Raw genomic sequence first — 15,439 nt, forward strand, 5'->3', positions numbered from 1 at the left:
TTATACCTCCAAATAATAAGTATCAGGTTTTTCAGGGTCAAATGGCTCATTAGCCCACATAATCGTGACCATATCTGTATCACCAAGATTCTCTATGTTGTGTGTATAGCCCGTTGGTATATCAACGACTTCCATTTTGTCACCACTTACGAAATACTCCAGCACTTCATCTGAATCTATTTTTCTAAATCGAATAACACCTTTACCGCTAACTACTAAAAACTTCTCATTTTTAGTATGGTGCCAATGACTCCCTTTTGTAATTCCAGGTTTTGAAATATTGACTGAAACCTGGCCACGATCAGGTGTTCTAATAAACTCAGTGAAAGATCCTCTCTGATCGATATTCATCTTTAAGTCATAACTAAACTTGTCTTCTGGCAAGTAGCTTAAGTATGTACTGTAAAGCTTCTTTGTAAAAGCATCCGACATGTTAGGTACTGACCTATTTTCTCGACTTTTCTTGAATGAATAAATCAAATCTACTATTTCACCAAGTGTAATAGTATGTACAACAGCAACTTCACAGAATAGGTCTACTTTGTTCTCATTTCCTCCTAGTGCATCAATCAGTTCATTTACTACATCATCTATATAAACAAGTTTCATTAAAACGCTTGGATCATTCACCTGAATCGGTAGGTCATGTGCAATGTTATGACAAAAAGTAGCTATTGCACTGTTATAATTAGGTCTACACCATTTACCAAACACATTTGGAAATCTGTAAACAAGAACTTTTCCCCCAGTTTCTTTGCCATAAGCAAATAAGAGTTCTTCGCCTGCCTTCTTACTTTCACCATAAGGATTATCTAACTCAGCTTGAATGGAAGACGAAATCATCACAGGGCAGGTGTTATTATGTTTCTTAAGAGAATTTAACAGTTCAGAGGTAAAACCAAAGTTACCCTCAATAAATTCAGATTTTTCCTTTGGACGGTTAACTCCTGCGAGATGAAACACAAAATCAGCCTCTTTACAATACTCATCAAGTAAAGAAGAATCTGTATCTCTATCATATTCAATAATATCTTCGTACTTTCTATTTCTCAGCTCTGCTATTAAGTTTTTTCCTATGAATCCCTTTGCCCCAGTGACTAAAATCTTCATTATCTATCCCAACTTTCCAATTGTTCTCTTACATAATCAAGCTGCAGTAGCTTTTCTTTAATCAGCTCTACATTGAGTCTTTCTGTATTATGAGAGTTGTACTCATCTTCAGATGAAAGCTTTTGATCTCCTTCAACGAAGTACTTGTCGTAGTTTAAATCTCTCTTATCAGCAGGTACTCTATAGAATCCACCCATGTCTTTCGCTACTACATGTTCTTCTTTTGTGAGAAGTGTTTCGTATAGCTTCTCACCATGACGTGTTCCAATTACTTTGATTTCGTTATCTGCTTTGAAAAGTTCCTTAACTGCTTGAGCTAAGTCCCCGATGGTTGATGCTGGGGATTTCTGAACCATAATGTCTCCAGCTTCAGCATTCCGGAAAGCAAATACAACAAGTTCTACAGCCTCTTCAAGACTCATTAGAAACCTTGTCATATTTGGATCAGTTACCGTCAGTGGTTGTCCGTTCTTAATTTGATCTATAAACAACGGAATTACTGATCCTCTTGAAGCCATTACATTTCCATATCTAGTACCACAAATAAGTGTTCTTTCAGAATCAACTGTCTTTGCTTTTGCTACGAAAACTTTCTCCATCATAGCTTTGGAAATTCCCATTGCATTAATCGGATAAGCAGCCTTGTCAGTTGAAAGACAAATCACCTTCTTAACTCCCATTTCGATAGCTCCTGTAAGAACATTATCTGTACCAAGCACATTTGTCTTAACTGCTTCTAGTGGAAAAAACTCACAGGAAGGTACTTGCTTAAGAGCAGCTGCATGAAAGATATAATCTACTCCATGCATAGCATTTTTAACACTTGCAAGATCTCTAACATCTCCTATGTAAAACTTTAGCTTATCGTTTTTATAGAGTTTTCTCATGTCATCTTGCTTTTTTTCATCGCGTGAAAAAATACGGATTTCTTTAATATCTGTGTAGAGGAATCTTTTCATTACTGCATTTCCAAAAGATCCTGTTCCACCCGTAATTAATAAAGTTTTATTCTTAAACATCGAACTACCTCCCTTCTTCTTTGTTGAAGTGATTTATTATAATCTCGTATGAGTGCTTTGCTTTATAATGATTTTCTAGATAATATCTTGCATTTCTACCTAAACTTATCCTTAATTTTTCATCACATAATTTATTAACTAGATGATTGAACTTATCAACATCAACACTTTCACACCAATATCCAAAACTGCCACTCTCTATCACTTTTCCAATATCCGTATTTATATCAGTCGCTGCTAAAACGGGCATGGATGCCTGCATATATGAAAGAAGCCTAGACGGAAAGTTTGGTATTGTAAATTTTCTATCTAGAAATATCAGACCTACATCACAAGTATTTGCCAAGAGTTCGTAATCATTTCTTGGTAATTGGTTCTGTAACATAGCATTCTTTGGTTTTTCTCTTTCAAAGAAACTTTCTAGCCTTCCAAACTCGGTTCCCGAACCAACAATGAAAAAATATGAATTCTCATTATCTTCATTAGCTCTTATACAATCAATCAAGAAATCTATCCCTTGTGGTTTCCCTAAATTTCCCCCATAAATAAAAATAGTCTTATCAATCGGCAAATTATATTTCTCTCTAATTTCCGTTTTTTCGTGTTCAGAGATATCAATATTAATTGGTTCAATACTATTAGGACACACTTCTACAATCTCATTAGCTATTGATAGATTGTTTTTTAAAAGAAATTCTACGTTTGCATTCGACATGCATCCAATATAATCGGAGATTTTATATAATCTCTCTTCTTTGCTCCTAAAATACTTATAGATTAAACTCTTAATACCTGAGGTCTTGAGTATCCCCAAATCTACTGCATTCTGTGGAAATATATCTTTTAGAAGTAAATACGTTTTAGCTTGATCTCTTAATTTTACGAACTCAACTGCCTTTTGTAGTGTAATAGGTGGTGTTGAGTATAAAACTAAATCAAATTTCACATCGTCAAAATACTTTTTTATTCCTGACTTAAACTTTGATTCAAGCGTTAATGTCGAGATTCCCTTTTCTATTAGATTTGTTTTTTGTGTATTTCCAATTTGAAGTTTTAATATTTTCACTTTGCTGTTATCAATCAATTTCGTAGGCTCATTTTTTCTTTTTTCTGTTGGAGAAATTATAAATAAATCGTGACCATCCTTCACAAATTCACGCATTAAGTCTGTATATATGCCGTTTTCATCAATTGTTGAAAAATCTAATAGTGTTAGAAATAATACGTTCATTTATTTACTCTCCTAAATCAAATTTCTGGGATATTAGTACCATTAACTCTAATCTATTCATGAAACTTAATTGGTTTTGCAGGCGAACCAACTGCTGTACAATTTGCTGGTAAGTCTTTTACCACTACAGCTCCTGCACCAACAACTGTGTTTCTTCCGATGTTTACACCTTGAATAATCGCTGATCCTGTTCCAACGCTTACACATTCTTCTGTTTTAACAAAACCCGATATATTAACGCTTGGAAGAACTGTTGAATAATCACCAATATTAGCATCATGACCTATAGTACAATCTAGATTAACAATCACATGCTTACCAATTTCAATATTCACAGTAATGATGTTTCCTGCGCAAATAATTGATCCTTCACCAAAATTCACACTTTCTGAATAAATAACACTTGGATGGATTAATAAAGGATATTGATTTTTACTACCATCTAACTTTTCTATAATATTCTTTTTAATAATTGGATCTCCTATTGCATTAACTACATACAACTCTTGTTCTTTTAGCCAATTAATATCTCCTACGACTTTGTATCCGTTGACTTTATTTCCTTGAATTGATTGATTGTCATCGACAAAGCCCACAACATTCCATTCTTTATTTACTTTATTTACATCTTCAATAAGCCAAGCAACTTCTCTCCCAAAACCACCAGCTCCAATTATAACTATATCTTTCATTTAACTAATCCTCCATTGTTTCAGATCCTCTAAAAGCCTCCATAGTAACCGATGTATCTGAACTGATACCTTCCTTAACAAACACCTTCTTTATAGTAAGAAAGAAAATCTTCCAATCGCCAACAAAACTCATATTATCTACATACTCAACATCAAGGTTGAATTTATCTTCCCAGCTGATGGCATTACGTCCATTGACCTGAGCGTATCCCGATAGACCTGGTCTTACTTCATGTCTTCTCTTTTGTTGATCATTATAAAGCTCTAAGTATTGAATGAGTAAAGGCCTCGGCCCAACAATGCTCATATCGCCTTTAAGAATATTGAACAGCTCAGGTAATTCATCTAGACTTGTGGAACGTAGCATCCTACCAAACTTTGTTAATCTAACACTATCTGGAAGCAACTCACCATTCTCATCCTTCTCATCCGTCATTGTTCTGAACTTATACATCGTAAATATCTTCTCATTAAGTCCAGGTCTTTTCTGCTTAAACAATACCGGACTACCGAGCCTAACTCTTACTAATACACAAACGATTATAAGTACCGGACTTAAAACGATAATAGCCATCAAAGACAAAATGAAGTCCATTGGTCTTTTAAGAAATCTTCTATAGATATCTTTATTCTGTTTTTCTGTACCATCTGTCTTAATTTCACTCTGCATCTATTAGCACCCACTTCTTATTTAGACCACCGTTCCTTTATAATTGAACATATTCTCTCAAGATCCTCATCCGTCATCTTCGTATCAGATGGCAAACACACACCATTCTCAAATAACTTCTCACTCACATCTGAACCAACATAATCATACTCAGCGAAAAATGGCTGCATATGCATCGGCTTCCACACAGGTCTTGATTCAATGTTTTCTTTCTCTAGTGCTTCCATAACATCAAGAGGTCTAACTTTACCTTTCAGTTTCATAACACTCAACCAATAGTTCGGCTCATTCCAGTCATTGATTGGCATGAACTCGACACCCTCAAGACTACCTAATTCTGTCTTATAAAATTCAAAAATGTACTTTTTCTTAGCCACTCTCTGATCTAATACTTTAAGTTGTCCTCTACCAATCCCAGCAACGACATTGCTCATACGGTAATTAAACCCTAATTCGCTATGCTGATAGTGCCTTGCTGCATCTCTGGATTGAGTAGACCAGAACCGAACCTTCTTAATCTTTTCTTCATCATTAGAAACAAGCATGCCACCACCTGAAGTAGTAATGATCTTGTTTCCATTAAAGCTAAACACTCCAAACTCACCGAAGGTCCCCGTATGTCTTCCTTTATAATAAGCACCCAAAGACTCTGCTGCGTCCTCGATGACTGTCACGTTGTATCTACGGCAAATCTTCATGATCTTATCCATATCAGCAGACAATCCATACAAATGTACAATTAAAACAGCCTTCACCTTATCACCATACTTCTCGAAGGCTGTCTGTAATGCTTTTGGATCCATATTCCATGTTTCATAATCACTGTCAATAAAGACAGGAATAGCGTTCTGATAGATGATCGGATTGGCTGTAGCTGAGAAAGTAAGGGTTGGACAGAACACGATATCTCCTTCACCTACACCAGCAGCTTTAAGCGCTAGATGAATGGCTCCTGTTCCAGAAGTCATCGCTGCAGCATGTTTTACACCAACTTTAGAAGCCAATTCTTTTTCAAATTCATTTACATTTGGTCCAAGAGGTGCAATCCAGTTGGTATCAAATGCTTCATTAATATATTGCATTTCATATCCTTCATCACTCATATGAGGTGATGATAAATAAATTCTCTCTAACATAATTACCATTCCTTTCTTCATGGCATACATACAATCCAGTACATATATTTTTTAGTTCTATTTTTTCACTCTTTGGAATGTATAAAATTACTCCATAATATTTATGCAAATTCAGAGCTTTCCTTGCAATTTGTGTTAATTGTTCTTTTATATGTTGGGACTAACTTTTCTATCAATAAAATAATTCTATCAATATCAACACGATGCGCTGCTTGTTCTAATTCCTTAATTAATTCAAACAGTTCATGCTCATCAAATTCTGTAGGTCTTTCTATAAAGATTTTATCTATATTAGTTTTTATTTGATTTTTATCTTTGCTTATCAATAGTTCTTCATATAATTTTTCTCCTGGTCTAAGTCCTGTGTATTGTATATCAATATCTACTTCTGGTTCTAGTCCCGAAAGCTTTATTAAATTATATGCTAAGTCCTTAATTTTAACCGGTTCACCCATATCTAGTACAAATATTTCCCCACCATTTGCCATAGTTGAAGCTCTAATAACCAACTGAACAGCTTCTGGAATAGTCATGAAATACCTAGTTATTTCTTCATGAGTAACAGTAACAGGACCACCTTCTTTGATTTGTTCTTTAAACAATGGTATTACTGAACCATTACTGCCTAGTACATTTCCAAAGCGAACTGCAACATAATCTGTTTTGCTATGTATGTTATATGATTGAATGATCATTTCTGCTATTCTCTTAGTTGCACCCATTACACTAGTTGGATTAACAGCTTTGTCTGTTGATATAAGAACAAATTTTTCTACATTATACTCATGTGCTACTTGTGCTACATTACAAGTTCCTATCACGTTGTTTTTAATTGCTTCTTCTGGATTTTTTTCCATAAGAGGAACGTGTTTATGTGCTGCAGCATGGAATATTATATCAATATCTCTATGAGAAAATAGTTTGTCTAATTTATTTTTATCTCTCACGGAAGCCATTTCAACCTCCATATCTAGTTTACCGCTATATGTTCTTATTAATTCCTGTTGTATATTATAAGCATTATTTTCATATATGTCTAGTATTATTAATTTTTTAGGTTCATATGAAGAGATTTGTCTACATAATTCCGATCCGATAGAACCTCCTCCACCTGTCACTAATACTGTTTTGCCCTGTATATATTCTTTAGTCAAAGTGCAATCTAATGAAATAGGTTCCCTACCAAGTAAATCTTCTACTTGTACATCTCTTAACTTATCCAAAATATTATTATTATTTGTCAAAAGGCTGTATACTTCAGGTAGAATTTTGAGCTTACATTTAGTATCGGCACATATGTCTAGTATCCTTTTTTTATTATCTTTATCTAGTGATGGTATAGAAAGTATTATTTCTTCTATGTCATATTTTTTTACTATAGCAGGTATATCTTCTGTTTGCGACACTACGGGTACAGAGTTAATATTTCTTCCTATTTTTATTTTATCATCATCTACTATACATTTGATACGATAATTATTTGGATTATTTCTGTTGATTTCATTCAATATAGCTACTGTAGCCTGCCCTCCACCAACTATCATTATATTTGTATAATGACTTAGTTTCTTTGTGTTTTTATCGCCTATGATAAGTAGTGCTCTATACACTACTCTAATTGCCATTGTACAAAAGCTTGTTAATATAAATGCAACTATATATACATAATACCTAACAAATATATTAAACGATTTAGTTATAATTAGGAATATTATGTTTGCTGTTACAGAAGCTTGTAAGCATTTGAAAATATCTTGGATACCTGCATATCTCCATATGTTTTTATATACTCCCATTACTACAAATGTCCCCATATAAACAGCTATATAGATAGGCCAAGTATTTTCAAACCACTGTATTTTATCTGGGTGTATACCGCTTATTATATGTGGTGACAAGTATGAAATTATAGCAATAAAAGTATCTATTAGAACTAATATATATTTTCGATATTTGTTTAATATTTTATATATGTTGTTATATATGTTTGACATATGTGTCCCCCTATATTACCTAACTAAGCATTTCTACTTTTTAATCGAATATTAATACTAATTCCTAACCCTAGTATAATCCAAAAGATTGGCGCAACACTCACTACGCTATCATTGAATATACCAGCTGCTAAATATCCTATAACACCAACAAGACATGATGCACCTATATATTTGTCAATAGAATCATAGCTTATTTTACTATATAATTTTAAGCTTCTAATAATATATATGCCAAGCACTGCTAACAATGATACCAGAGATAATATTCCTGTGTTTGTTGCTACTTGCAAATATATATTATGTGGTTTGTCTACTACAGTATTTAAATCATCTAATGCATAAAATTTACTTATGAAATCATCCTGTGGAAATGCTATTGGATAATTATCTGGTCCAGACCCATAAACAACATAGTTTTTTAACAATGGTATTGTTCTACTCCAAATATATCCTCTACCTGATGCAAGTTTTTCTAAACCGTCTAACGACTTTATCGATTCAGCTACTATTGGTTCTGTTATTATACCTCCAGAGCCTAAAAGCATAACTTTGTCGTTTGTAAAGTAAAAGTTAATAGTCCTACCTGCTCTTTTTACAGTCACGCCTGGATAATTTTTAGATATTGTAATTTTATATCCTGCATACTTTTTTTCATTTATAGTTATTTCATTTCCTTTAGATGTTATTGCTAACTCATTGTTATTTTCATCTAAAAAAAATAATTTATCTTCGTCTATCTTAAAATTTAAAGTTTCTTTAGTTGTTTTTATTGCAAAAGTATCTTTTCCTAATACTATATCTTCTATTTTAAATGCTTTTTCATTATTAGCTTTAATAGTTTCTATTTGCTCTTTTATATTAAAAACTTTAAGTCTGTTGAATATTCTATTTTCCGACATATGATTTAGTCCTACTATAACTATCGCAAAAACTAACAATAAACCAGCAAATCCAATCCAATATTTTCTGATGACTTTCCTAAACAACCACAATGCAACCAAAGCCGATACCGCAACACCCAAATACCCAGCTCTAGAGTTACACCCAATCCAAACAAACATCATTAATGCAACTGCAATACCCGATATTATTCTTTGTTTTTTCGTTTTCAAACCCAATAAAATACCAACTGACAACGGCAGCATCAATGTAGCAAAACTACCAACAAAGTTAGTATTAAACAGTGTCCCGTATATAGTCTTAGGTCCAAATGAGAATGATAAATTATCAACTTGTATATTACCAGGAACTATTAAACTCTTTCCAAACTCTGTTTGAAAGAAGTCATGTCCAAAGTATTGTCCTACTCCTAAGATTCCTTCTACTATCATCAAAAACAAAAATGCATTTGCAAATAACTTCACATCTCTTTCGTTGTTTACAAAGTTAATTGTTAAAAATGTAATTGCCACGTAGCTAAGTAATACAAACATGCCTTGATACATATCTACGAAGCCCCAGAGAGCTGTAGGTGTGTCTATGGCAAACATAGTTGATACTATTACAAATATTGCATAAATACCCAGTGGGATATAGTATTGTTTTAAATCTTTAAGTGGTAATTTTTTTTGAACATATAGTACAATATACATAATAAGAGATATTGCTGTCAGAATCATAACCCATCTTGATTTCCAATAACTGAAAAAATCCAAATATGTTTGTTGGCCTGTCCAATATAGTGATTGGGTTGTTCCTGTTAAGTCTATATATTTGGCGTATGTTATAAGTGGTACAAATCCTGCGATTAACAGTAATGGTAAAAAATACGATACTGATAGCTTTTTATTTTCATAATTTATAGTTATAGGTTTCTTTGATTTTTTTTCCTTCACTTGAATCCTCCAAGGGCTTACTGATATCATTTTATATATTACCTATAGTATTTTAACACCAAATGTTGTATCATGCAATGTAAAATTTGCAAATATAAATGGTTTTTATTTGTAAAGTACTCATAATTAGTACGAATTAGTCATAACTTTTTTCCTTATAAAACATTAAGGGATAAGTTTATTCAATTAACTCAACTTTTATCATAATTTGTAATGTTTCTGTTAATATGAGCTTATTGACTGTTAATCTATATTCTTTATCCTCAATTTTGAATATTCTTTTATCTATTACTTGAACTAACATATCTGCATCTAGAGTTTTTACATCTTTACCCAATAAGGTATTATACTTTTCTTTTATTGCTTTTTCTATTTCCATTTTGTCAATTTCATCACCTTTAAAATCTAAAATTATTTCTGTATTTTTAAGAATGATATTAGCGTTATTAATTGATTTTTCCAATTTTTCAAGTTTATTATTTTTGTCTTCTATAGTATTTTTTAAATATGCAATTTCTTCATATAACAAATCCATTCTGAAACATATCAATATACTCATTAAAATTGAGCCTATTAAAACTCCGCTTATTATGCCTGTAGTAAAGCAAAAAATGTATTTTAACCCTTCTTTTTTTAATTTCCCCATATTTCACTGCACCTTTTGAGAAGCTTAATGAATCCATATCCTGTATTTGCTCCTATTAAACCTATTAATATAAATAAGCATTGTTTTATAAGAGATTTAATCTCTCCTTCAAACAAACCTTTTTCTATAACACTAAAAGATGAAAATGTACCTCCTAAAGAAGCTGCTATCGCCCAAATTTTCATAGAACCTGCTACATCCAACATAGCATTTAGAGGTGGATGATTTGTTATAATCGCTCCTATACCAGAAAATATACTTGCTCCTACAACTATTCCAAAGGATAAAAAAAAATTATGTATTAAATTGGAAAAAAAAGAAGACAAATTTATCACCATACTTTATAATTTTCTTATTTATAAAGTATGATTCAACTGCCTTCTTTATGATGATTATGTTAGTTTATATTATCGAATACTCTTATTGTCGTAATTTTTTCCTTTATTTTTAATTAAAAATATAATTTCATTGATGGTTATTCCAACAATAGATCCAAAGCTATCGATAATTACATCTTTAACTTGACCACCTCTTCCAGGTACAAACAATTGATGAATTTCATCACTTGAAGCATAGAGTACACAAAATATTATAGAATAAATCAGTATTTTATTATTTTTATATCCACATTTCTTAAATGCATTAATAACTAAAACACCCAATACTAAATACTCAATAAAGTGTCCAAGTTTCCTAACGATATGATTTAATTTTGCTCCTAAATTAGTAACCGTGCTAATTTCAATATCAATTGGAACTACCTTACCTACTGTATTTATAACTATCTTTGTTATATCCTTACTTAGTCCGTTAGATTGAGAAGCAGGTTGAGCTGATAAACTGAATATCAATATCATCCAAAGTATGACTGGTATCCAAGCGATTATTGCATTAAATAACTTTCTATTGTTTGACATTAACTTGATTATCTCCTACTAATTAAATTTTGGTTTTTGTTTCCCATCTGCGTCCCTTATATCGAATTGTAAAAAATATGGTCCTTGCTATCCAGTCAATAATCATAGCTACCCATACACCGAACATGCCAAAGCCCATATATTTAGCAAGCAAAATTCCAAAGCCTATTCTAAAAATCCACATTGAACCTACACCTACTATCATTGTGTAACGAACATCATTTGATGCTCTAAGTGTATTTGGCAATGTAAATGATAACGGCCAAATTATGCAAGTGTTCACGCTATGAAATATAATTACTTGTTTAGCCATTGCTGCTGTTTCTGATGACAAATTATAAATTTCTAAAACATATGGTAAAACTAGTATTGTACCAATATTTAAAATTATTACAGAAATATAGGTATATTTAAGAAGCTTTTTTGTATAGTATCTTGCCATCTCATAATCGCCTGCGCCTACACATCGGCTTACAACAGTTATAAGTCCTAACCCAACTGCTGCACCTGGCAGAATTTCAAATGAAGCAATTGTATTTCCAACTGCATTTGCTGTTATTGAAGCTGTTCCAAATCCAGCAACGATACTTAAAAGCAAAATTTTCCCTAACTGAAACATGCTGTTTTCTACTCCATTAGGAATACCAATACGTAGTATATCCCTAACCATTTTTTTATCATATCTGTATTTAAATGGTTTACTTATATGAATTAAAATGCTTTCATTTTTAAGAAAACCAACAATCAACAATGCCGCTACTACTCTAGAAACAAGAGTTGGAATTGCAGCACCTTCAACCCCCATATGCAATCCATAAATTAATATGACATTACCAATTACATTTATAGCATTCATAATAAAAGATACAAACATAGTTATTTTTGAATTACCCATTGCTCTAAACAATGCAGCACCACTACTGTAAAGAGCTATAAATGGAATGCTTGAAAAAACAATAAGCAAATATGTTTCAGCATAATTAGCGACATCTACATCAATATTTCCAAATACAACATTTAAAATAAAACCTCTACCAATATACATTAAAGCCATTATAATGACAGATATAAATGTTACAAATACCAGCAGCTGATCTCCTGACTCACTTGCCTTTTCTAATCGTTGTTGCCCAATATATTGTCCAGCCACTACTGCCCCACCTGTAGCCAGAGCAGCAAAAATATTTATAAGCAATATAATTACTGAATCTACAAGAGAAACAGCAGATACTGCACTTTCACCTACGCTTGCAACCATAATAGAGTCCGCCAAACCTACTGCCACTGCTAAAAACTGCTCCACCATCAGTGGAAATATTAGTGCCATCAGATCTCTATTATTAAAAATATGACTTTCCTTTAATTCTACTTCCATGCTAATTCCTTTCCAATACTGCTATTACAATAAAAACAACTAAAAATAGCTAATATATCTTATAATACAAAAAAATCCGAATCAGCGCAAGCACCTATTCGGTAAAAAGCTTTCTTTTGGTTCTTCTTCATAATTATATACCCGCATCAAGGAAACATCAATGATTTTCTACCAACAATTTTATATTCAAGCATTACAGTTTATTATTTTATCGCAAACAGCTTCAACCTCAGCTAAAATATGACTTAATAGAAAAACTGTCTTCCCTTCATTTTTTTATAACATAATCTTGGAAAATCAGTTCCATGAGAGGCATTTCCTCAACCAACTACAGCTGAAATTCCCAAATCAGCAACATAAAAACAGCGACCTATTTCAGTCGCTGTTTTTATTGAGAGAAACAAGATTCCCGGTTAGCTAACCTTATTTTCTTATTCCTGTGTAAATCCAAACTGTATCTCTTAAAAATTCTGCACAGCCCGGTTGTTTTTGTTTTTTGACAAAATAAAAATAGACAAGTTTTAAATTTTCAATTAATATTTAATCACCACAAAATCTATACGTAATTTCAATTTAATTGTAACAATTACAGTCGGATACATTGGTATAATTACATCTAAAAAAACTGATTGTATATTTTTCAAGGAGCTCAAGAAATGTTCAAAAAGAATTTATGACATTCCTAAATTTATTTACTATGCTATTGGATATGCAATAGAGAATATTTTGGTTAAGACAAAGGTTGGGATTCAAAGCTTTATTCCTAAAAACTTTAAATCACAACAGTTTGATATCTTTAAATATTTTAAATTAGCCGTTTCATGATTGTTCGATTGCACACATATGTACTTTTAACACATACGATATGAAATAATCTAACATAACTTTTCTCCTAAATCTTAAAATCCATAAATGGTGTAGGTTCAGTACTTACATCATAGAAATGCCACCATTCTTTTTCATAAGCTAAAAACCCAACTCTCTCCATAACTTCTTTCATATATGTCGCATTTTTTCTTCCTTCTTCTGAAGTTTTTGTACATTCCAGAGAAGCTCTTTCTGTCATATCATCAAACTCAGATGGCATAACTATATCATTTCCATCTAAATCGGTTAAAGTAATATCTACACAAAGACCATTCATATGGGTTGGTCTGAACTTTTTTATCTTACTCATATCAGGCGGTCTTGCTACAAAATCATTATTAGGCATTATTTCCCAAAATTTAGCCTGTGCACTAATAGGTCTGTATGCATCCCAGATTTTCACCCTGTAACCTGCAGCCTTAAATATATTCTTAGCCTTTATTAAAATTTCTGCAGTGTTTTTATCTATCCAGCATTCACCTGAATTATATATCTTTTGACCAGTAAAATTATCAGTCATTGCATACCTTAAATATATTCTTAGCCTTTATTAAAATTTCTGCAGTGTTTTTATCTATCCAGCATTCACCTGAATTATATATCTTTTGACCAGTAAAATTATCAGTCATTGCATACCTTAAATATATAATAAAGTCATTGTCCATTTCGACTAATTTGACCAAATTTCCTTTTTCATTATACATAAATTTATACTCCTTTATTAAGCAACGAGACAACATTCTCAACTTGAAGTTTTACTCCTATAATCATGCATTTTTCATCAATAGTAAATTTAGGATGGTGTAAGTCTACTCTAGGACCATTTTGTTGATTATAGCAACCCAAATGAAAATAACATGCAGGTTTATTCATTGCAAAATAGGAAAAATCTTCACAGCTTAAATCAGGGAATTCTTCCAATACAACATTTTTCTCACCAACAAGGGCCTTAGCATTCATTTCTACCAAACTAGTAACTTCATCATTATTAACAAGAGGACTATAGCTTTCAGTAACATTGAATTCTATTTGTGCTCCCATTGCTCTGCCTACGTTCTCGCAAATTGCTCTTATTTTTTCACGTACGCTCAATCTTGTTTCTTGATCTAATGTTCTGGTTATACCTTCAAGCCTTGTATTGTCAGCTATTTGATTTCTAACAGTACCACCTTTTATCATTCCAAAAGTACATACTGCAGAATTTAACGGAGAAACATTCCTACTTATTACTGTCTGTACTGTATTTATTATATTGGCTGTAACGGAAATAGTATCAATTCCTTCATTAGGATGAGCACCATGAGCACTTTTACCTCTTATGTTCAAATCTATTATGTCAGATGCCGCATACATTTTTCCATACCTTATACCAACTATTCCAGCATCATATGTAGGGTCGACATGTAGTCCTAATACATAATCCACCTTAGGATTTTCCATACATCCGTCCTTTATCATCCTTTCGGCGCCACCTATAGTCTCTTCAGCGGGCTGAAAGAAAAATTTTACATTTCCTTTTAATTCTTCTTTTAATAAGCTAATTATTCTTGCGGTGATTAACAAAATCGAAACATGAGAATCATGACCGCAGGCATGCATAATGCCTTTATTTATAGATGCAAAGTCAAGATTAGTTTCTTCACAAATGGGTAAGGCATCTATATCCCCCCTAATTGCAACAGTATTACCTGGTTGATTACCTCTAATAATGGCAACTACACCAGTATTTGCAACTCCTTTTATATGTTCAATATTCCACTCATCCAATTTTCCACAAATATACTTTGTAGTTTCATTTTCCATTTCGGACAACTCTGGATTTTGATGAATATGCCTTCTTATTTCAATTATTTCCTTATCTAGCTTATATTTTTTGATTATTTTATCCAAATCCATTTCATTCTCCAAATTATAGTATTTGTCGAGCCCAACTATCTATAATAG

15 protein-coding genes are annotated in these 15,439 nt (G+C 32.3%); all 15 read right to left on the bottom strand.

Annotated features, from left to right (window positions below; all coding sequences use genetic code 11):
• On the bottom strand, positions 1-1,110 hold the full coding sequence (locus J2Z76_RS00590; protein WP_209510044.1) for a capsular polysaccharide biosynthesis protein CapF: 1,110 nt from the start codon (positions 1,108-1,110) through the stop codon (positions 1-3).
• Positions 1,110-2,129, bottom strand: coding sequence for a polysaccharide biosynthesis protein (locus tag J2Z76_RS00595; protein ID WP_209510045.1), 1,020 nt, complete (start codon positions 2,127-2,129; stop codon positions 1,110-1,112). The genes J2Z76_RS00590 and J2Z76_RS00595 overlap by 1 nt, the downstream gene beginning before the upstream one ends.
• A gap of 4 nt (positions 2,130-2,133) precedes the next feature.
• Complete coding sequence (locus J2Z76_RS00600) at positions 2,134-3,360, bottom strand: glycosyltransferase family 4 protein (protein ID WP_209510046.1); 1,227 nt, start codon at positions 3,358-3,360, stop codon at positions 2,134-2,136.
• 53 nt (positions 3,361-3,413) lie between these two features.
• Complete coding sequence (locus J2Z76_RS00605) at positions 3,414-4,052, bottom strand: acetyltransferase (RefSeq protein WP_209510047.1); 639 nt, start codon at positions 4,050-4,052, stop codon at positions 3,414-3,416.
• Between the two features lie 4 nt (positions 4,053-4,056).
• Positions 4,057-4,722: a sugar transferase gene (locus J2Z76_RS00610; RefSeq protein ID WP_280922350.1), complete on the bottom strand. Its 666-nt coding sequence runs from the start codon at positions 4,720-4,722 to the stop codon at positions 4,057-4,059.
• Between the two features lie 17 nt (positions 4,723-4,739).
• Positions 4,740-5,858 (bottom strand): DegT/DnrJ/EryC1/StrS family aminotransferase, encoded by a 1,119-nt coding sequence (locus J2Z76_RS00615; protein ID WP_209510533.1) that lies wholly within the window; start codon positions 5,856-5,858, stop codon positions 4,740-4,742.
• Between the two features lie 101 nt (positions 5,859-5,959).
• Positions 5,960-7,852, bottom strand: a complete 1,893-nt coding sequence (locus J2Z76_RS00620) for a polysaccharide biosynthesis protein (RefSeq protein ID WP_209510048.1) — start codon at positions 7,850-7,852, stop codon at positions 5,960-5,962.
• 23 nt (positions 7,853-7,875) lie between these two features.
• Positions 7,876-9,690, bottom strand: coding sequence for an O-antigen ligase family protein (locus J2Z76_RS16930; RefSeq protein ID WP_209510049.1), 1,815 nt, complete (start codon positions 9,688-9,690; stop codon positions 7,876-7,878).
• 178 nt (positions 9,691-9,868) lie between these two features.
• Complete coding sequence (locus J2Z76_RS00630; RefSeq protein ID WP_209510050.1) at positions 9,869-10,336, bottom strand: sporulation membrane protein YtrI; 468 nt, start codon at positions 10,334-10,336, stop codon at positions 9,869-9,871.
• Positions 10,324-10,662, bottom strand: coding sequence for a YtrH family sporulation protein (locus tag J2Z76_RS00635; RefSeq protein WP_425347553.1), 339 nt, complete (start codon positions 10,660-10,662; stop codon positions 10,324-10,326). The genes J2Z76_RS00630 and J2Z76_RS00635 overlap by 13 nt, the downstream gene beginning before the upstream one ends.
• 81 nt (positions 10,663-10,743) lie before the next feature.
• Entirely contained in the window at positions 10,744-11,253 is a 510-nt protein-coding gene (locus J2Z76_RS00640) for a VanZ family protein (protein ID WP_209510052.1), read from the bottom strand.
• Between the two features lie 22 nt (positions 11,254-11,275).
• Positions 11,276-12,628, bottom strand: a complete 1,353-nt coding sequence (locus tag J2Z76_RS00645) for an MATE family efflux transporter (RefSeq protein ID WP_209510053.1) — start codon at positions 12,626-12,628, stop codon at positions 11,276-11,278.
• Between the two features lie 892 nt (positions 12,629-13,520).
• A complete protein-coding gene (locus J2Z76_RS00650) occupies positions 13,521-14,015 on the bottom strand; it encodes a M15 family metallopeptidase (RefSeq protein ID WP_209510054.1) in 495 nt (164 codons plus the stop codon).
• The gene (locus tag J2Z76_RS00655; RefSeq protein WP_209510055.1) at positions 14,008-14,199 is read right to left on the bottom strand and encodes a M15 family metallopeptidase domain-containing protein; all 192 of its coding nucleotides are present in this window, start codon (positions 14,197-14,199) and stop codon (positions 14,008-14,010) included. Before J2Z76_RS00655 ends, J2Z76_RS00650 begins: the two co-directional genes overlap by 8 nt.
• Positions 14,200-14,203: 4 nt before the next feature.
• Entirely contained in the window at positions 14,204-15,391 is a 1,188-nt protein-coding gene (locus J2Z76_RS00660) for a M20 metallopeptidase family protein (RefSeq protein ID WP_209510056.1), read from the bottom strand.
• Positions 15,392-15,439: the final 48 nt, after the last annotated feature.

It is taken from the genome of Sedimentibacter acidaminivorans, assembly GCF_017873955.1.
In the GTDB taxonomy this organism is placed as follows: domain Bacteria; phylum Bacillota; class Clostridia; order Tissierellales; family Sedimentibacteraceae; genus Sedimentibacter; species Sedimentibacter acidaminivorans.